Here is a 19,145-nt window from a genome sequence, read left to right as displayed (position 1 = left end):
AGCTTATGTATACGAGTATATTAAATATATCATAAAGAAAAGTATTCTACAAAATATGTTAATTATTCAAATGAACAATAAAGTATGTTAGTATTATGGTATTAGTAATAATTGGAGGGATTTAAGTGGACAGAAAAACTATATTTATTAATGGAAAAGTTATAACAATGAGTAAAGAAAAGCCATCAGCTGAAGCCTTCTTGGTGGAGGGAGATGTTTTCAATAAGGTAGGAACCAATGAAGAAATCATGGCCTTAGCAGATGAAAATACCGAAATTGTGGATTTAAATAATCAAACAATACTTCCAGGTATGAATGATAGTCATATGCATTTGATCAGCTATGCTTTATCAACAAAAAAAGTTGATTTACGAGGCTGCAAATCCTTGGAAGATTTACGAGAAGCAATACTATCCTATTTGGATAGTGAGGAACAGTTTTTTGGTGAATGGATTGTAGGGCATGGCTGGAATGACGAAAATTTCAATGATAGAAGGTATCCCACAAGAGAGTTTTTGGATGAAATATGTAGTGATAGACCAATATTTTTATCTAGAGCGTGCTATCATATTGCAGCTGTAAATAGTAAAGCACTGGAGTTAGCAAATATAAACTCAGAAACTAAGGACCCTGATGGTGGGAAGATTGATCGTGATGCAAGTGGAGAAGCTACAGGTATATTAAGGGAAAATGCCTTGCTGTTACCATACAATATGATTCCAATGCCGCAGGATGTTGAACAGATTAAACAACTAATAAAATCCGGAATAAATGATGCCTTGATGGTGGGTTTGACATCAATTCAGACTGATGATTTTAAACATGTAGGTAGCTACAAAAAGGTCCTAAAGGCTTATAAAGAGCTATATGAGGAGGGTGACCTTGACTTACGAATAAATCTTCAAATGCTCTTAACAATAGAAGAGCTTAAGGAGTTTTCAGACCTTAACATTCATACAGGAATGGGAAATAGTTATTTAAAATATGGTCCTTTAAAGGTATTGGCAGATGGTTCTTTAGGTGGAAAAACTGCTGCATTGGAAGAACCATACGAGGGAGATGAAGAGAACCGTGGAATACTTATTTATGATAATAATAAATTAGAAGCTCTATTAAGGTTAGCAGCAGATAATGGTTTGCAGCTGGCAGTACATGCAATTGGTGATGGGGCAATGAACCAGCTATTAGAAATATTTGATAAATTCTTTGGAAATGGAGAAAAGAATCATCGTTCAAGATTAATACATTGTCAAATTACCAATAAGAAAATTATTGACAAGATGAAGGAGCTAAATGTTATAGCTGATATTCAACCCAGCTTCTTAATGACAGATATGAAAATGGTACCGGCTAGGATAGGTGACAAGAGGGCAAGGGATAGCTACAATTGGAAAACTATGCTGGAGAAAGGTGTTGTGGCTGCAGGTGGATCTGATTGTCCCATTGAATCCTTCAATCCATTTTTAGGTATATATGCTGCTGTAACACGAATGGATATGGAGTCTAAACCTGAAGGCGGGTGGTATCCAGAAGAGTGCTTATCTGTAGATGAAGCTATAGAAATCTATACTGTTGGTAGCAGCTACGCAACCTTTGAGGAAAACCTTAAAGGAAAAATAAAAACTGGATATTTAGCAGATTTTATAGTAATTGACAGGGATATAAAAGAAATATTACCTATAGAGCTTAAGGATATAAAGATTAAGGCAACATATGTAGGCGGAGAAAAAAAGTATATGAAATAAAATAAATAATAAACATAAAATAAGAAAAGTCGTTAGACTCTTCTTATTTTATGTATTCATGCTTTAGCTTTAAAACAGCTGCATCCATTAGCCCCTCCAGATTAGATATATTACTTCCTCCCCCTTGGGCTGTTACCTCGCTACCGCCACCTTTGCCATCGATTAAAGAAATCACCTCTTTAAACAACTGGTTTATATCGATTTTCAATTCCTTAGAGCGGGTAAATACAACCTGTGCTTTGTCATTTCTTGCAGCAAGAAGGGCTATTGTTTTAGGATATTGATTCAATAAAGATGCCACCTGTTGTAGATACTTCATATCGACATTGTCAAAAACTTTTACAACCAAAGAATAATCTTTAATTTTGTCTGCGCTACTATAATAATCCTTTATTTGGTATTCAAGTAGCGATTTTTTTAATTGGTTTAGCTGTTTATTCATACGCTTATTATCAGCATGGATTTTTTCCACTGCCTCGAAGGCCTCTGTATCACCAACTGACAATAGATTTGTAATGGAATTAAATTGTTGGTATTTTCCCCAAGAATCCATCACAGCCCTTAAACCACATACAAATTCAACTCTAACATTTCCCCTCATTTTTTCCCATTTTCTTATTTTTATTATACCTACTTCACCAGTTCTGCTTGGGTGTGTTCCACCACATGGTGAGTAGTCAGTGTTTTTTACCTCCACCAGTCGAATATTATCTTCAACTTTTGGTGCCTTCCTTAAGGGAAGGCTATCCAGTTCTTCATCTGAAGGATAAAGGGAGAATACAGGTAAGTTTAAATGAATAATATGATTAGCTTCTTCCTCTACCCTTTGAAATTCTTCAACTGTGAAGGAGTCCTTTAGCAAATCGATTGTTACAGTATCCTTACCCAAATGAAAACCAATTGTTCGGGCATTAAACAGCTTATGGAATCTAGAAGAAAGAATATGCTGTCCTAAATGCTGTTGCATAAAATCAAAGCGTCTTTCCCAGTTTATTTTACACTCCACCTGTTCTTTTTTTGTAGGCAGTATGTCAACTCTATGATAAATTTTATCATTCTTTTCGAATACGTAAGTTACATTAGCGTCTCCTATCTGACCTTCATCCCAGGGCTGTCCTCCTCCCTCAGGATAAAAGGCTGTTTCTGCCAGTTCAACTAAGTATGACCCAGCATTTTCTACATCATCATTAATAGAAACAATGGTTGTACTAAAACTTGCTAAATAAGGATCTTCCCAAAAAAGTTTTCTTGTCAATTGCTTCACCCCATATTTTACTAATTTACTATCTATGATTATATCACTGAAATAAAGTTTCAAACATACCTTTAAATCTTTTTTTTTGCAGATAGAAAATTTCACCTATAGGGCTAATCATTTTATAGTTGGAGTTTTCAATGTTATAGAACACATTTATTGAAATTTCCATATCTTCAACAATACCTGCCTTTGAAATGAATTCTGATTGTGTAAGCTCTCCAAGAATAAAATAATTATATTCATCGCTCCAGTAATATGATTGCTGGTAGGATTTTTTTTCGGATAATGAAAAGTCATTTTCCTTCGGAAAGGTTTTTGACTCAGCAGTGTATTTACTTAATGTAGTAATTGTATTTACTTTAACTAAGCCATTGCTGGTGAAATCAATAGCGGTATCCTCTATGACTTTGTTCCATAAGCTTTCCTTACCTTCCGGATTAATCCAGCCATCATTGAAGACTTCTTCATAATATAGGGTTTTTTGCCATGTTTTTTTGAAATCATCAGATATATAGCAATATATATCAAGAAAGGCTTCATAAAAAAAACCACCGAAGCGTTCATCTAGGACTTGATAGATGATCATCATTTTATAGTCATGGGATGGAAAACTAAGAAATTCAACTTTTTCAACAGGAACTAAGTTTTCAATGTGACTATGATAGACATATTCATTTCCTACTAGTACAAAAATCACCGCAACAGAAATATCTTTAGAGAGATTTAATACAACTATTAGTTCTTCATCATCACCAGGTAATACTTTTTCCACATAGGTATACATATCGATATAGTTTATGTAATCTTTCCATTTGTTATATTCTATAGTCGTAAGAGTAGTATCTATTATGATTTCCTTAGCCATTTCTCCTTTTTCTCCTTGTAAATCTTCCAAAAGCTGCAGGGGTATTTTATAATTAACGGATGTAAAGTGTTGAAAAGTCTTTAATGCATTTGGTGTATGAAAAAAGAAATTGAATAGAAGAAAGTTAAAGAAGGCTATTACTAATAGTATAGGTACAAAAATATACTTTTTCACAGAATCACCTCAATAAAATATATGTATACTAATGACAAACTATTTTAGAATATTATTATGATATAAAAATAACAAGTAAAAAAGATTAAAAGAAGTCAGTATTTCTGTTATAATGGTAAATATCATAAAGGGAAGGTTGAGTACATGAAGGGAATAATTGCACAAAGCGGTTTGCAGTTTAGTATAGACATAGTTTTTAAGGTGAAGTTGGAATCAAATGAATATAGATGGTTTCAAAGACTGTTTGGGAACCTAGTTAACTACAACAATGAAGTTACTGAGAAGGGTATCATTATTTCTTTTATATTAAATATTAATGAAGAAATCAGCAGAATGGGTAGATTTAAAGATGTGCCAAGTAAAACCGAAGTAAAGAGATATATGCCTTTAATTATGGCTAGTGATACGTATCTTAAAAGTGATATTGAGTTTATAAAAAACGTGAACTATTATTATATTGAAAAGGAACAGGCTAAAGGACGGAAGCTACCTAAAGAAACTGTTATATTGTATGAAAAGGTGAAAAAAAGTATTGAGGAAGCAGACATTAAAATAAACAATTTAGTGTTGTCAAAACACAAAAAACCTTAGATCAAATATCTAAGGTTTTATAAATCCACCTGAACTTTTTCCCAAGAGTACTGTTGAGCAAGATGAAGTGGGTCTAGCTGTTCCTGTATTATACCTAAGGTATGGTTTAAGCTTATACGAACAACAATATCAGAAATGTTTTTCCAATCATTTATACTTATGTCGCTATAGGCATATTCACTTGCGAAATCAATCCCATGATTAATTCGAAAGGGTTGCAATATATTTAACTTATTAGACAAATAGCTCTGAAAAGAATAATCGCCTGATGTATTGTTTCGTTTGATATATTGAGTATATTGATGGTTATAGTAATACTTTATGTTTCTAAAAATAAGCTCTTTATCTTTTAATGCAAGATTTTTAATACCCTCATTAATGTCATTAAAGTATATACAACTACCCGAATGAATTTTATGTCTTTTTCTTGATTGATAGTCATTTAATGAGATAACTTTTGTCAAAATAACCCTCCTCATGCTTGTCGGTTCTTCAGTCATCACGTATAATGATACATGGGGAAAGGAATTTTTACAACATAGCTAACCTTCAAATATCTCAATAAAACGTAAATAGAAAACGAATATTAAGTAATCCATCCTTTTTTTCTTTTTTATGTAGTTTTATTAAGAATTTGATTAAATAGACAGTATTATGGAAAATATTAGGGCAATAATTCAAATCAGTATATATTTGAAAGGATGATTTAAATGGCTATAGATTTATTAACAGAAGAAATTATTTCATTTGCATATAATAACTGTGATAATAAGCTACTAAAAGAAATTGAAGAAGATTTTTTTAATAAGGTTAAAAAAAATCAACAGCAGTATGCCGACTGGTTAGCATATGATTTTTTGTTGCCCGATAAAATATCCTTTGGTGAAATGTTTTTACATCAAAAAAAAGAGGAATTGAATGATGATAAGAGAATCCACGTGGAGGCAGGAATAAAAGGATTTCTGAGTATTTATGAGGTTATTAAGAAGTCTGATAATAAAGCATTGCTAAAAAATCTTTTTACCCACGTTGTTCATTCAGTTTTACTTCAAGATATCGTAGAGGATGTAGAAAAACACGATATGGTTGTATGCAGATTGTCCAGTGACCAGGAGAGTATCGTTATTAGCAACAATATCATTGTATTACCTTGTCAGTTTAAGACAATGCTGGTGGGATATGTTGTAGAGAACTATGATATGGCAAAAAAACATTATTCTTATTTAACCTATGAAGAGTATTTTAAAAAGCATTCAATTGAGCTCTTAAAGATAATTGATAGATTATTATCTTTTCAAAATCAAGCTGCAGATGTAACTTTATATCAGAGTAATTACGCTGTAAAGGATTATAATCAAACAAAAAAGATATTAGACAAACTTAATGCAGTACAAGAAACCGATGATGGTATTGAAATATATTTATTAAAGGAAAATAAAAAAATCATTGCAGAAATATCATTGCAAGGTAATAAGCTGGAGGTGGCTTGTAATAGTAAGTATGAGAGAAATCAGATTAAAAAACTACTAGAAGAACAACTAAATGGAAATATTATACATATGAAGGATGAAGAACTAACCATCGATGATCTATTATAGCTTTTTATCCAAAAGTAGCCCCGTAAGTGACGATGATACATGGGGCTCCTTTAAATAATTACTTGCTGCTGTTGGAACAGTAGCCTTAATGCTTTTAAAAATTCTAATTAGTTTTTTTATTAGGCCATTTTTGTAATCAAATAGAAAGAAAATATAATCGGAATTGAAGCTTAAATTATCTCTAAGAATAGAGGGGTTAAAGGATAACATTAAATCATCCAGCAGGACAATACCAATATTATCCAATTGAATTTGATAGCTAATTAATGTGTCTACTATTGACTTGCTAAATTGTTGAATATTTAGCTTTTCTTCAAATGACTTCAAGCTTAAGAAGGCTTTATTATATTTTTCAACCAACTCCTCTAACTGTTGAATTAATTGATGAAGGGAATTATCATATTTGCTTTCCTTAAAGCTATCCAGTACATTCTCTAATTCTTGCTGATGAAGGTAAAATTTCTTATAATGCTCCCTTAACTCCATTAAATTCTCGTATAAACTGCTTGTAAAGAGCAAAAAGTTTTCATTGGCTGAGGATGTATTGTTTTCAGTTGATTTAATTACATCGATAGGAGAAACGCTAGAAACGTTTTTTATTGATACCTTCCTATCGACATACATCGTTCTAATTCTATCGTTGTTTACTGCAGAAACTTTTTTCATCGCAATTCCACCTTTATTATTACTATGAATGATAATCCTCTTAATATATTTATCGTAAAAAGGATAGTAATTAATGAGAATAAAATATACTTGTTTTATAAATATTTAAATTCAGGCAGGGATTTATTATGTTTTGTAGAATATTTTAATTACCCACAACAAACACATTTTGTTTGGGAGCTTCAATCATGTAAATGCCCAAATATGTGATTGAAATAGGTGAAGAACTTTTCTTCACCTGTTTTTTTTAAAATCTTTTATTAATGGATGGTGTTATATAATGGTCAGAAGATTCCAAGAAGCTTGTAAAGAGTTTTTAAAGGATTCAATGAAGGATGTTCAGCTTCTTGATACGGAAAAATTACTTTGGATATACTTAAATATTTATTATATATACATACCCCAAAGAACTACTAATATATCACGAAGTAGTTTTCTAAAACAATTAAATGATAGTATTTATTTTGAAGGATATACAAATCTATTCAGTGATATTTCCCAAGAAATATATGATAAATTAAATGATTTTGCATTTTTGGATGAATATGCTTACGGCGACATAAAGCATATTGATTTAAAAGAATTAGAGAGCCTTTATGAGGGGCTTTTAATGGAAAAACATCGATCTAATACAGGAACCTACTATACTCCTCAGTCAATTGTAAGTATTATGGTTTACAAGACATTGGAGGCCATTGTTGAGGATACTGATATTGGAGATGCTGTTATTAAAGATACTGCTATTAAAGATATTATATTGGCTAAGCAGCTTACAATAGAGAAGCAATATGGGAAAATATTATTAGAAAAACTATTATCCATTAGGGTTATAGATATTGCCTGTGGTGGAGGTGTTTTTTTAAGAGAGCTATTGAAACTGTTGACTAAAATAATTAAAAATTTATATGATTTCTTGAATATAGAAATAGAAGTCTGGCAAATAAAAAGAAAGCTGCTGGAAGAGAGCATTTTCGGTATCGATATTCAAGGAAATACTGTTGCTTTGTGCAAATTATTATTTTTAATTGAGCTTAAACAAGAAAACAATTATATAGAAGATGAAATAAAGTTGAATATTGTTAAAGCTGATGGGCTACAGTTGAGAAATATTAATGGTGGAGCTATTAATAACTCCTTTGACATTGTGATAGGAAACCCACCATATATTGGCGAACGTGGCAACAAAGAGATTTTTGATAATATCAAAAAAACTAATTTTGGTCATAGATTTTATGAAGGTAAAATGGACTATTTCTATTATTTCATTTATAAAGCCTATGAGCTTTTGAAGCCAAAAGGCTTTATGATGTTTATAACTACCAATTACTTCGTAACTGCTGATGGTGCAGCTAAATTAAGATGTTTCTTTAAGGAGCATATGAGCTTTAAATGGATAGTTAATTTCAATGAGGTAAATTTGTTTAAGGAGGCTAAAGGGCAGCATAATTTAATTTTTTTAGCTGAAAAATTTCCTAATAAGAATAGAAGAATTGAAATCATAAGTCTTAATAATAAAAAACTAAAAATGGATATAATTGAAAAAGTTTTATTGGATGAAGTTAATGAAGCTGGCATATCAAGAACACTACTTGTGGAGCAAGGACAGATTTATAATTATAATGGGAATATGTTAATTAACAGAGAGATGCTAACGGATAAAATTTTTGAAAAAATACAAAAGGCTGCTAATTATTCATTAGGAGAGCTATGTAACATCAATCAAGGAATAGTAAGTGGTGCAGATAGATTAAACTCAAAATGGGGAGAAAAATTACAAATCCAGGAGGATATAAGCACCGGTATATTTGTACTAAAGAATGAAGAAATACATAGGAAAGGGCTAGACAGCCCAATGTATAAGCCGTTACTTAAGGATTTTTATAAAAATAGTAATATTAGAAAATATTCAATTGTAAAGCCTAACGATTTAAAAATATTATATATTAACGATAATAATGTTGAAAATATAGAAGAGTACCCACATGTTTTTCAGCATCTGCTTAGATTTAAAGGTCAGTTGATTGAACGTAGAGAGGTAAAAAACAAGGTGAGAAAATGGTATTCCTTGCAGTGGCCAAGGCAAGTACATATATTTGAAGGTGAAAAAATTGTGTCTCCACAGCGGGCAAAGGAAAATACATTTGCGTATCACAAAGGTTCTTTTTACGCCAGTGCAGATGTATATTTTATAAGTAAAAATAATAATGTATCTTTGATGTACCTATTAGGAATACTTAATTCATCTCTTATGTATTTCTGGCTATTTCACAGGGGCAAAAGAAAGGGAGAGCAGCTGGAGTTATATGCAACACCACTAAAGGCAATTCCAATTGTTTACAGTGAAAGTAGCTTTAAATTAGAAACAGAGAGATTTGTTGAAAAAATATGCAATAATAATTTTGATGATTCATTGCTAGAAGATTATTTAAAAATTATCGATGAAAATATATTCTCACTATATCAATTAAATGACGAAGAGAGGGAAACCATTAGGAAATTTGTTAGAGATAGGAGGAAGACAAATGATTAAAAAGGCTAAATTGCCATTGATAGAGCATTTTGATGCCATTGACTGGCTTACACCTGTTGATATCTCAAAAGAGATTAAGCATAAAAGAAAACTCTTTTCAGAGGGAAGGCTAAATGTATATAAAGGAAAGGGAATTAATAAGTTTGTTACATTGACTGTTAAGGGATTAAACCTTTATCATTATGATTTTGGCATAGCATATCCAGAGGCTTCTGCTGATTATCCCGTTTTTTTATATCAGGTTATAATCGCTCCTCAACGGGTGCTGACACTAACCCACTATGCATTTTATAAGCCGGAGGATAAACAGCTTTTGGCGCAAATCACTGAGCTATTAGAAGAAGATGAATATCATTCCCATATGCTACTATCTTCCTTTAAGCCTCAATCATTCCTTGCAGAAGATATAATAATTAATAATTTTAATGGTCTTGTTCGTACCACAGAAATAGATGAAGCCAATGAAAGCATACTTGATCTATTCAAAGTGTGGCATAATGGGTTAATAAAAATAGAAGAGCCTTCATCTGAGGAAGAAACACAAAAAGCATCTTTATGGACTAAAGAATTCTGTGAAAAGTTCTATAAAGAAGATTATGGATATAAATCAACTAGCCGTTACCTAGGAGAAAAATGGGCTAAGGATGTATTTGAAAACTATATTTTTAATATTGACTAAGGAATAGATTTTACTATTTACTCTTGATTTTTTTTGTTATCATTACTCATTATTCATTAATCATTACTCATTGAATACTACTAATTGTAGTTTGATGGTTTTTGATTTGTCCAAATTTCATAACCATCACTGGTAAATACCAATGTCCCCTGAATATCGGTTCTATAGATTAGAATTCTATTAGCATTAAGTCTTTCTAACACCTCACTATGGGGAAAACCATAGGGATTATTGTTACCTAGACTAATAACTGCTACATCAGGAGCTATTATCTGTAAAAAATCTTTATGGGTTGAAGTACTACTTCCATGATGACTAACCTTTAAAAAGTGGCTTTTTAAATAACTTTTATCATAGTAATTAATTAAATCCATTTCAGCCTTATATTCTATATCACCTGTAAACAAGAAAGATTTTTCCTTATAATCTAATTTAGCAATAACACTCCAATTATTTAAGTCTGCTCCATAATCGTAAATAGGCCCTAATATAATAAAGTTTAAATCCTCTTGAATTAGATACTGGAGCCCCGCTGTTGCTGGTGTAATTTGAAGCTCCTTATTTTGTATTGTAATTAATAGATTCTCAAAGGTTTTACTGGTATGAGAAATAGGAGGCATAATAATCTCTTTAATCTCGAATGCTTCAATAACATCTATTAAACCACCTATATGATCTGCATGGGGATGTGTTGCAATAAGTAAATCTATCTTACTAACATTTTCCCTTTTCAGATATCCAATAACATTCTTGCTATACTTAGCTTCACCACCATCTATGAGAATAGATTTGCCTTCTGGTGTTGTTATAAGTATACTATCACCTTGACCAACATCTATAACATGTACATTAAGATATGAGTCCCTTGATTCTTGCCTACAGCCTGTTAACAAGAATAAAAGCACAACAATTATTGAACTTATTTTTAATAGCTTATTATTCATTTAGAAATACTCCTTTTATTCAATTCTATTCAATCATAATTCAATCATACAAAAAACCTATAAAAAACAAAAGAGAAAAATATAGAAATCGGTTTTCTATTAGCTTTATACTTACAGTCTGAATATAGGAATATATTAGAATTAAGACATTGTTAAAAATTACCTGTATTGGAAATACTAATAAAAAACAATATGGAGGTAAAGTATGACAGTAAAAAGAAAAATAATAGTTCTTTTGATGGTCAGTTTGCTGGGGCTAACAGGTTGTACTAGTAAACCACAGGTTAATGATACCCCATTACATACAGAAGAAGCCACCATGACTATCAATGAAATTATTGAAGAAAAGCAAGAAATCTATATAGAGAAAATTGAAGAAGGGTTAATTATAAGAGGTGGATTATATAATGACATCCATCTCTGGGCGGATAACGGACATTTATTTCTTATAAATAAGATAACTGGTGAATTAATAGAGCTAGATTTGCCAGAGATGAAATGGGAAGTAAAGGGAACCATACAAGATGAAGAGGAAATCTCATCCAATAGCATCAGGCAAATTGAAGCAGCATCCAGCGGATTATGGTATTTTGTAAAGGAAGGGCAAAATTTCATTTTGTATCACTACATAGATGGTGAAAATAAGTTAGTCAACAACAACATATCAACCGAACTTTTATATAAGATTAGTGAAGACAAAAGTAGGATCGCTTTTATTGATAGCCTTCATAAAAAGCTATACGTTTATAATGCCAATAATAGAAATTTATTGGAATTTACAGAGGATGTAATTGATATTAATTCTATCTCAGAATATTTTTACGATGACATTATATTTTCTCCAAAGGGAGGCTTTATAACTTTTCAAGTCAGAGAAGAAACTACAGTCATAGGCTTTAAAAGCTTTGGTTCCACTAAAGGTACCCTAATACATGATTTAATTTATGGAATATATCCTAGATGGAGTAATAATGAGCAGTCAATTGCTTTTTTGTATAGAGATAAAGTGAATGAATTTCTGCAATACACTATTAATAACAATATTATTTTTTTATCTGACAAAATAGGATTATATCAAAGAGGAGGTAGAGGTAGTATTAGTATTTTAACAGAATTAGAGGAATCAACCTATGTAATAGGTCCTCCTAAATGGTCCCAGAATGATGAAACTTTAATCTTTACCAGCGGTAAAGAATCTATGACAGATATTCATATGCTGAGTCTTAAAAGAAGAAGTTTAATTACCCATAGAGATGATTATATTGATAATGATATAAAAACATATATAAACCAGATACTACGAAAAGAGAATTATTTACTGTATACAATCACCACAAGTAATGGAGAGGCAAGTTTTAAGGTTGTAGACTTAGATGGTAATGGGAAAATTCTTAATGAATATATTCAAGAATTTGAGTTTGGTGATATTGGTAATAATGGACCTATACATATCCTTCAATTGAATGATAAGATTTTATATGTGAAAAACAATTCAGTTTATATTCTTGAAGTGACAGATAGCTATTGTTTGTTTAAAAATCGTTATCCAATTAAAAAAATACAATATATTGATCATTTAAAAAGCCTAGCTATATATCTTGATAAAGAGGATACAGAAGTAGTAATTATTTCATTTGAAAAAGAATAATAAATATTTATATAAGTTGAAAAGTATTCATTAATATTTATAATGAAGGCTTTTCAATTATTTACTTTTAAAAAGTTATTTTTTCAATTTAAAATAATAATTCATTTATGTTAACAAATCACGTAACATATAGTAAAATATAGAGAAGTGCAGGCTTAACTCAGAGGGGAGGCATCAATAATGAGACTATGTCTGTTTTTTCCCAGTAAAAAAAGTAGAATAGATTTTATTAAAGAACAGTTTAAGGTAGAGAAAATAACTATAGAAGATAATAAACTGATATCGCCAATAATACCAGGTATTTCATTACTAAGGTTTAAAACCAGTGATAAACAAATTCCTGGTTACTGGATAGAACTGATCTTTAACAAAAGTATAAATGGCAAAGCTCTTTATCATTCATTTATGAAGATAATAGATACGTTAATAACTGATAAAAATGTCTTTTATCCTATCACAGAGATGAAGCCAATGGAGCTTGAGAGTAAATGGTCAAGTAAATATAAGTTAATGGATATAGATTATCCTTCGGATGATAATTGGAGATTATTTTTTATTGAAGCCAAAGGCCACCTTAAAGCAAACCGATATAATGTGTGCTATCATGCATTAAAGGTAATATTAAAGTATAATCCATTTTTCTTAAAAAAATATAAACGTTATTATATTTTTGAAGAGCTTGCTTATCATTATGAAGAAGTAAATAATTTAGGTAAAGCAATTAACTGCTTAAAAATTCACATGATGCTTCAGCCAGATTCTATAGAACCATATCTTAATATGAGTAGTTTTTATATTATAAATGGGATGGAAGAAGAAGCAGTAAAAATTTGTGAAGAGGCATTAAAGAAAAAATCTAATAATAAGTTTCTAATTAGCAATTTAATAATTGCCTTAAACAATTTGGGAAATTATGAATATGCTGTTGACTATCTAAAAGAGGTTATAGAAAAACAACCTGGAAATGCCTTCTTCTGGAAGCTTATGGGGGATGTTCTTTACGAACTAGAGCGTAATAATGAGGCTGTAGACTGCTATGAAAAAGCGCTGGAAAAGTTAAAAATAAAAAAAGCAGATGATTTTACCATTGATTTATATAATGGAATTGCAGCTACAAACTTTGAATTGGAAAATTATGAAGAAGCTATAAAGTATTATGGAAAGTCCCTTAAGCTATCTCCAGATGATTCCTATACATTGCTAAGTTTATCACAAATATATCTTTATAAGCTTAAGGATGAAAAGAAGGCTCTTCTTCATACCAAAAGATTAATTGATATGTTCCCAGAAAATGGATATGCCCATTATCAAATAGGCATTATTTACTCACAGCTAGAGAATTATGAAAAGGCGAAATGGCATTTATATAAGGCCAGAAGAATTATGCCCAACTATGAGCCTGTAAACGAGGCAATCAAATTTTTAAAGCAAATAATAATTACTAAAGTCAGTGAGTAAATAGATATAAGAAAGCAAAAGCTAATAATAACTAACAATAAAGAAAAGGCAAGGGAAAGCACATTAAATAATGAGTTAACATAGAGGTGAATTGTATGAAGTTGACGGTTCTGGGCTGTTATGGACCATATCCAAAGGCAAAGGGAGCTTGTTCTGGATATTTATTGGAGGATCAAGATATTAAAATACTAATCGATTGTGGTAATGGGGTTATTTCTCGCTTTTTTTCCTATTGTAATGATTTAAATCAATTGGATGGCATTTTTATCAGTCATTTACATCCTGATCATATGAGCGATTTATTAGTTTTACGATATGCAATTGGAATTGGACAAATGATGGGAAAAATAACAAAACCTATTAATCTTTATCTTCCTGCTAGTCCTAGTGAAGAATATAACAGAATACCATATCAACAGGCCTTCACCAGAAATGTTATTAATGAAGACCTAAAAATTGATTTGAAGGGCTTAAAAATTTCTTTTTTTAAGACTGATCATCCTGTTGAATGCTATGGAATGGTGTTCGAAAAAAATAATAAAAAACTGGTTTATTCAGGTGATACTAAGTATTTTCCACAGCTGGTTGATTATATTAAAGGGAGCGATTTGTTTTTGTGTGAAGGAGGAATTCTACAAAAGGATATGACTGATACAACGCCTCATCTTTCAGCAAAGCAGGTGGGTGAAGTGGCTACAGAAGCAAAGCTACGGCGTATAATCCTAACACATATTTTTCCACCTGTAAATATTAATCAAATATTCCAAGAAGCACGAGAAGTTTTTCCAAATATAATTGAAATAGCAGAAGAAGGTAAAGCATACTATATATAATCATATAATCGCCTTTAGTAGTATAATATTTAATTGTTCTTTTGGTAAAAATACTATTGATTCATATAATTATGAAGGGGTGTGATAGCCTTGCTTAATAGTATTTTCGAAAGACGAGTCAGAACAGAAAATGGATATGATTTGTACCTTGAAATACCAGAAAAGGAATATTTACAAATCTATGAAGACGTAAATGATGAAGCTGCCCACAATATTATGAGTCTTTTTTTACAGTACCATAGAGATGATGGTAGACCGAAGGATATAAAAATAAAACATGATTCTAAAAATCATTCGGTTAATATTCGGGCTTTTCTAGATTATGAAGATAATACCCACACTGATGAAACAATGACACCCCATAGATATCTTTCAGTAATCAGTAAAAAAGAACTTTAAAACAATGCAGAAGGTCAAAGATGACTTTCTGCTATTTTTTTAGTATAATAACAAATAACTGATTGGAGGAGATAACTAATGAAAAAGTATTATTTGATTGTTTTAATAATAGCTATTCTTCTCACAGGATTTAGCTACGGAGCTGATTCTGCTGAAGATGAAATGATAACTGAAAGAGGCAAGGTTATTTATGTAGAGGAAGTAGAGGCAGATGGATTTTTAGAAGGAAGTCTGGTTACCATAGAAGTTTTATCGGGAAAATATAAAGGGGAGCAATATACAATAAATCATTACATAACAGGAAGCTTTGCATATGATCTGCCAGTTAAGCCTGGCGACAAGGTTTTATTAATAGTTGAAGAATATGAAGATAATTCTGTTGATATATATATTGCTGATTATATAAGAGATACATATGTTTTTAGTGTAATTGGTATCTTCATGATTTTATTGATTATAATTGGTAAAAAGACAGGTGTGAAGACCCTTATTACTTTAGGAATTACAATTACATTAGTAATGAAGCTGCTGCTTCCAGGGATTTTAAAGGGGTATAGTCCAATTCTTCTTACGGTAATTACATCAATATTAATTACTTTCATTACAATATTTATTATTGCAGGAATTAACACAAAAAGCATGTCTGCTATAATCGGTGTTATGGGAGGCGTTGTTATTGCAGGGCTTATTACTTTTATTGTGGGATCTCAGGTGAAATTAACAGGCCTTTCCAATGAAGAAGCAACTATGCTTATGTATATACCTCAGAATATAGAATTTGATTTTAGAGGATTGCTGTTTTCAGGAATAATGTTGGGTGCTTTAGGTGCTGTAATGGACGTGGGAATTTCTGTGGCATCAGCCATGGAAGAAATTAAGCGTGTTAGTCCTCATATTAAAGCTAAGGAGCTAATTGTTTCAGGAATGAATGTAGGTAAGGATATTATGGGCACCATGACAAACACACTAATTTTAGCCTATACAGGTAGTGCTATACCGTTATTGCTGTTATTTATGGCATATGAAACCAGTATTATTAAAATCATTAATCTAGATATTATTGCAACAGAAATAATACGTGCTGTTGCAGGTACAATTGGATTAATACTAACTATTCCTATAACTGCCTTTGCCAGTGGAGTTATGTATGAAAAATTCGGAAATGCCTCCAAGAATAAAGAGGATACTATTAATTAATAATCCATTAAGGGGTATTGTCTTGAATAGACCTTTTTGCTCTTTACTTATTCTTTTAATATTGGGCATCACGGTGGGTCATTTTACTGAGTTAAGCCTGTCAATTTGGGCTATAGCATTTATAGTTATAGCCTTATCGGCCATTGGATTTTACCTTCGAAAATTAAATGTAGTAGTTATGTCTATCCTTATAATAACCCTTGGAGTTGTATCATATCAGCTACAATTTTCTAATTCTATACAAATGAAAAGCCTTCTTTTAGATGAATATTATGCAGTTGCAAAAGTCATTTCAGCACCTGTAGAGAAGAATGGATATTGGGAATCGGATGTAGTAATTACAAAGCTGATTAATTTTGAAAATGAGATTCGTGTAAATGAAAAATCTAAAGCAAGGCTTTTTAACAACTTCGACTCAAACATAATAAAGCCAGGTGAAGTAATTACATTCCAACGATATATTTTCATTGAAGGAATAAGCAGAAATAAGCTAGACGGCTATCATATGTATCTTAAGAGTCGAGGCTTTAATTATATTATTGGATTGAGTGGAGGGAACGTTGCAAAGTATAATACTAGTAATACCTTTAACATATTAAGCCATAGTAACAGGTTAAAGGAAACCTCTGAGGATATTTTAGATAGTACATTAGAGAAGCCACAGTCGGCGTTGATGAAAAGTGTAATTTTTGGAAATCAAGGATATCTTTCAGCTGAGCTATTAGACTATTTTTCAAAAAGCGGCACAGCTCATATAATAGCTGTTTCAGGATTACACGTTGGAATAATAGTGTTATTACTTGAAAGATTTTTATCTTTATTAGGAGTGGGAAGGAATTCAAGACTGTTGCTGACAATGACTGTCATCTTTGCTTATGCATATGTAGTGGGTTTCCCTGTTTCAATTATTCGTGCAGGGTCTATGTATGGCCTTTTCCTTTTAGGCTATTTTTTGCACCGCTCCTATGATTCCATTAATTCATTAGCCTTTATTGCTTTTATTGTGTTGGTTATAAACCCCATTACGCTTTTTTCAGTCTCCTTTCAGCTGTCCTTTATGGCCACATTAAGCATTTTAATACTATACCCTATGTTAAATAAATTGCTTTGGAGGATACCTACACTTATTAGAAAGCTTTTAGCTGTTACATTGGCTGCGCAAATAGGTACAATGCCTATTATGGCTTACCATTTTAGGCAGATATCAATAATAGCTCCTCTTTCTAACCTGCTTATAGTACCAATATTAGGAGGATTATTGACATTGGCCTTTTTAAGTATTTTTACTGGGATGATTTCTATTGGAGCAGCTGCCACTATTAATATCTTTACTAATACACTTTTATCTTATATGATACAAATTGTAAAAATTAGTAGCAATGTACCCTTTAGCAATATTTCTCTTCAAGAGATGAAGATTTATGAAGTGTTAATATATTATTTAATAATTATAGCCATTTGCTTTTTCATTAAAAAAAGTAAAAATCAGATAGAGTCAGGAGTGTTGGAGGAAGCATGAATTATAAAGATGTATTATCCGAGATAAAAAACGATTCAATTGGAAGCTTATATTTAATATATGGGGATGAAAACTATCTGGGGGAGGACCTGGTGAAACGAATAAAAAATCACTTGGTAAGCTCTGATTTTGAAGATCTAAATTATGCTGCCTTTGAAGGAAAGGATTTAGCTGTAGATTTTTTGATAGATGCTTGTGAAACTTTGCCCTTTATGGCAAAAAGAAAGCTTATTACTATTAATAACTTTGAAGCTCTTCAAGGTAAAAAAAATATACATAGTGAGTCTGACGAAGTTAGATTAATTGATTATTTCAGTAAAATACCAAAAGAAACTTGCTTGGTTTTCTATGGGCTATCCTCTATAGATTCTAGAAAAAAAATTGTTAAGGCATTTGGTAAATATGGAAAGCTATGTAACACCACTAAGCTAAATGATAAAGAGTTACAGACTTGGATATTAAAATACATTAAGAAAATGGGTAAAATAATAGATGGGCCAGAGTTAGCAATAATATTGAGCCATCTAGACTATTTGGGTAAAAATGCTACTCAGACTCTAATGGATGTAGAAAACGAGATTGAAAAAGTAATCTCCTATATGGGGGATGCAGAAAAAGTTGAAGCTTTTCATATAGAAGAAGTATCAATTAATACTTTTCAAAATGATATTTTTAAGCTTCTTGATGCTGTTGGCAATAAGGATGTAAAGGATGCCATGAAGAGATTAAATCATATTTTAAATGAAGGTGAAGCTATATTTAGATTAATGACAACTCTCAGTAATCAAGTGAAGAATATATTGAACACTAAACTTCTAATGGAGGAAGGATACACATCTAAAATGATTGCTGCTAAAATTGGAATACATCCTTTTGTTGCTTCTAAATGCGTAACTCAAAGCAAGGGTTATTCGGAGGCGAGGCTAAGACACCTTCTGGGTCAATTTCTAGAAATGGACTATATGATTAAATCAGGAAGGATTAATGATAGAATTGCTATGGAGTTATTAATAATTGAGATGTGTAGATAAATTTTCAAAA

At 31.2% G+C, this 19,145-nt stretch carries 17 protein-coding genes; 12 read left to right on the top strand and 5 right to left on the bottom strand.

The genetic code is table 11. The features are described from left to right. The first annotated feature begins 125 nt into the window (after positions 1 to 125). Positions 126 to 1,745 carry an amidohydrolase gene (locus BLP68_RS02765; RefSeq protein ID WP_091539746.1) on the top strand — a complete coding sequence of 540 codons (1,620 nt, stop codon included), beginning with the start codon at positions 126 to 128 and terminating at the stop codon, positions 1,743 to 1,745. A 43-nt stretch (positions 1,746 to 1,788) separates the two neighbouring features. Here BLP68_RS02765 and BLP68_RS02760 read toward each other — a convergent pair whose 3' ends face one another. Both BLP68_RS02760 and BLP68_RS02755 read right to left on the bottom strand, forming a co-directional pair. Then, positions 1,789 to 3,000: an alanyl-tRNA editing protein gene (locus BLP68_RS02760; RefSeq protein WP_091539743.1), complete on the bottom strand. Its 1,212-nt coding sequence runs from the start codon at positions 2,998 to 3,000 to the stop codon at positions 1,789 to 1,791. Between the two features lie 43 nt (positions 3,001 to 3,043). Then, positions 3,044 to 4,042, bottom strand: coding sequence for a hypothetical protein (locus BLP68_RS02755; RefSeq protein ID WP_091539742.1), 999 nt, complete (start codon positions 4,040 to 4,042; stop codon positions 3,044 to 3,046). A gap of 144 nt (positions 4,043 to 4,186) precedes the next feature. Here BLP68_RS02755 and BLP68_RS02750 point away from each other — a divergent pair, with 144 nt between their 5' ends. Continuing rightward, complete coding sequence (locus BLP68_RS02750; RefSeq protein ID WP_091539739.1) at positions 4,187 to 4,633, top strand: hypothetical protein; 447 nt, start codon at positions 4,187 to 4,189, stop codon at positions 4,631 to 4,633. A 17-nt stretch (positions 4,634 to 4,650) separates the two neighbouring features. On the opposite strand, the gene BLP68_RS02745 is transcribed toward BLP68_RS02750, so the two are convergent. Continuing rightward, on the bottom strand, positions 4,651 to 5,097 hold the full coding sequence (locus BLP68_RS02745) for a hypothetical protein (RefSeq protein ID WP_091539736.1): 447 nt from the start codon (positions 5,095 to 5,097) through the stop codon (positions 4,651 to 4,653). 246 nt (positions 5,098 to 5,343) lie between these two features. Between BLP68_RS02745 and BLP68_RS02740 the strand changes: the two genes are divergently transcribed. After that, complete coding sequence (locus tag BLP68_RS02740; RefSeq protein ID WP_091539733.1) at positions 5,344 to 6,231, top strand: hypothetical protein; 888 nt, start codon at positions 5,344 to 5,346, stop codon at positions 6,229 to 6,231. Here the strand turns inward: BLP68_RS02740 and BLP68_RS02735 are convergent. Further along, positions 6,226 to 6,897: a hypothetical protein gene (locus tag BLP68_RS02735; RefSeq protein ID WP_091539731.1), complete on the bottom strand. Its 672-nt coding sequence runs from the start codon at positions 6,895 to 6,897 to the stop codon at positions 6,226 to 6,228. The genes BLP68_RS02740 and BLP68_RS02735 overlap by 6 nt on opposite strands. Before the next feature lie 280 nt (positions 6,898 to 7,177). Here BLP68_RS02735 and BLP68_RS02730 point away from each other — a divergent pair, with 280 nt between their 5' ends. Then, the gene (locus tag BLP68_RS02730; RefSeq protein ID WP_091539728.1) at positions 7,178 to 9,427 is read left to right on the top strand and encodes an Eco57I restriction-modification methylase domain-containing protein; all 2,250 of its coding nucleotides are present in this window, start codon (positions 7,178 to 7,180) and stop codon (positions 9,425 to 9,427) included. After that, complete coding sequence (locus BLP68_RS02725) at positions 9,420 to 10,106, top strand: hypothetical protein (protein ID WP_091539727.1); 687 nt, start codon at positions 9,420 to 9,422, stop codon at positions 10,104 to 10,106. Before BLP68_RS02730 ends, BLP68_RS02725 begins: the two co-directional genes overlap by 8 nt. Before the next feature lie 80 nt (positions 10,107 to 10,186). Here the strand turns inward: BLP68_RS02725 and BLP68_RS02720 are convergent, their stop codons facing one another. Beyond that, positions 10,187 to 11,050 carry a ComEC/Rec2 family competence protein gene (locus tag BLP68_RS02720; protein WP_091539724.1) on the bottom strand — a complete coding sequence of 288 codons (864 nt, stop codon included), beginning with the start codon at positions 11,048 to 11,050 and terminating at the stop codon, positions 10,187 to 10,189. Between the two features lie 205 nt (positions 11,051 to 11,255). Here BLP68_RS02720 and BLP68_RS02715 point away from each other — a divergent pair, with 205 nt between their 5' ends. The 7 genes from BLP68_RS02715 (at position 11,256) to holA (ending at position 19,135) form a co-directional block, all read left to right on the top strand. Continuing rightward, complete coding sequence (locus BLP68_RS02715; RefSeq protein WP_091539722.1) at positions 11,256 to 12,698, top strand: TolB-like translocation protein; 1,443 nt, start codon at positions 11,256 to 11,258, stop codon at positions 12,696 to 12,698. A 180-nt stretch (positions 12,699 to 12,878) separates the two neighbouring features. Continuing rightward, positions 12,879 to 14,156 carry a tetratricopeptide repeat protein gene (locus BLP68_RS02710; RefSeq protein ID WP_091539720.1) on the top strand — a complete coding sequence of 426 codons (1,278 nt, stop codon included), beginning with the start codon at positions 12,879 to 12,881 and terminating at the stop codon, positions 14,154 to 14,156. Between the two features lie 95 nt (positions 14,157 to 14,251). Next, positions 14,252 to 14,989, top strand: coding sequence for an MBL fold metallo-hydrolase (locus tag BLP68_RS02705; RefSeq protein ID WP_091539717.1), 738 nt, complete (start codon positions 14,252 to 14,254; stop codon positions 14,987 to 14,989). A gap of 90 nt (positions 14,990 to 15,079) precedes the next feature. Continuing rightward, on the top strand, positions 15,080 to 15,388 hold the full coding sequence (locus tag BLP68_RS02700) for a hypothetical protein (protein WP_091539716.1): 309 nt from the start codon (positions 15,080 to 15,082) through the stop codon (positions 15,386 to 15,388). Positions 15,389 to 15,466: 78 nt separating this feature from the next. Then, a complete protein-coding gene (locus BLP68_RS02695) occupies positions 15,467 to 16,585 on the top strand; it encodes a YibE/F family protein (RefSeq protein ID WP_091539714.1) in 1,119 nt (372 codons plus the stop codon). Next, positions 16,536 to 18,104: a ComEC/Rec2 family competence protein gene (locus tag BLP68_RS02690; protein ID WP_091539712.1), complete on the top strand. Its 1,569-nt coding sequence runs from the start codon at positions 16,536 to 16,538 to the stop codon at positions 18,102 to 18,104. Before BLP68_RS02695 ends, BLP68_RS02690 begins: the two co-directional genes overlap by 50 nt. Next, positions 18,101 to 19,135 (top strand): DNA polymerase III subunit delta, encoded by a 1,035-nt coding sequence (holA, locus tag BLP68_RS02685; RefSeq protein WP_091539710.1) that lies wholly within the window; start codon positions 18,101 to 18,103, stop codon positions 19,133 to 19,135. Before BLP68_RS02690 ends, holA begins: the two co-directional genes overlap by 4 nt. Positions 19,136 to 19,145: the final 10 nt, after the last annotated feature.

Origin of the sequence: Alkaliphilus peptidifermentans DSM 18978 (assembly GCF_900101495.1) — a bacterium.
GTDB lineage: Bacteria > Bacillota > Clostridia > Peptostreptococcales > Natronincolaceae > Alkaliphilus_C > Alkaliphilus_C peptidifermentans.
Note: the sequence above shows the minus strand (reverse complement) of the source record. Positions and strands in the feature narration are given on the sequence as shown.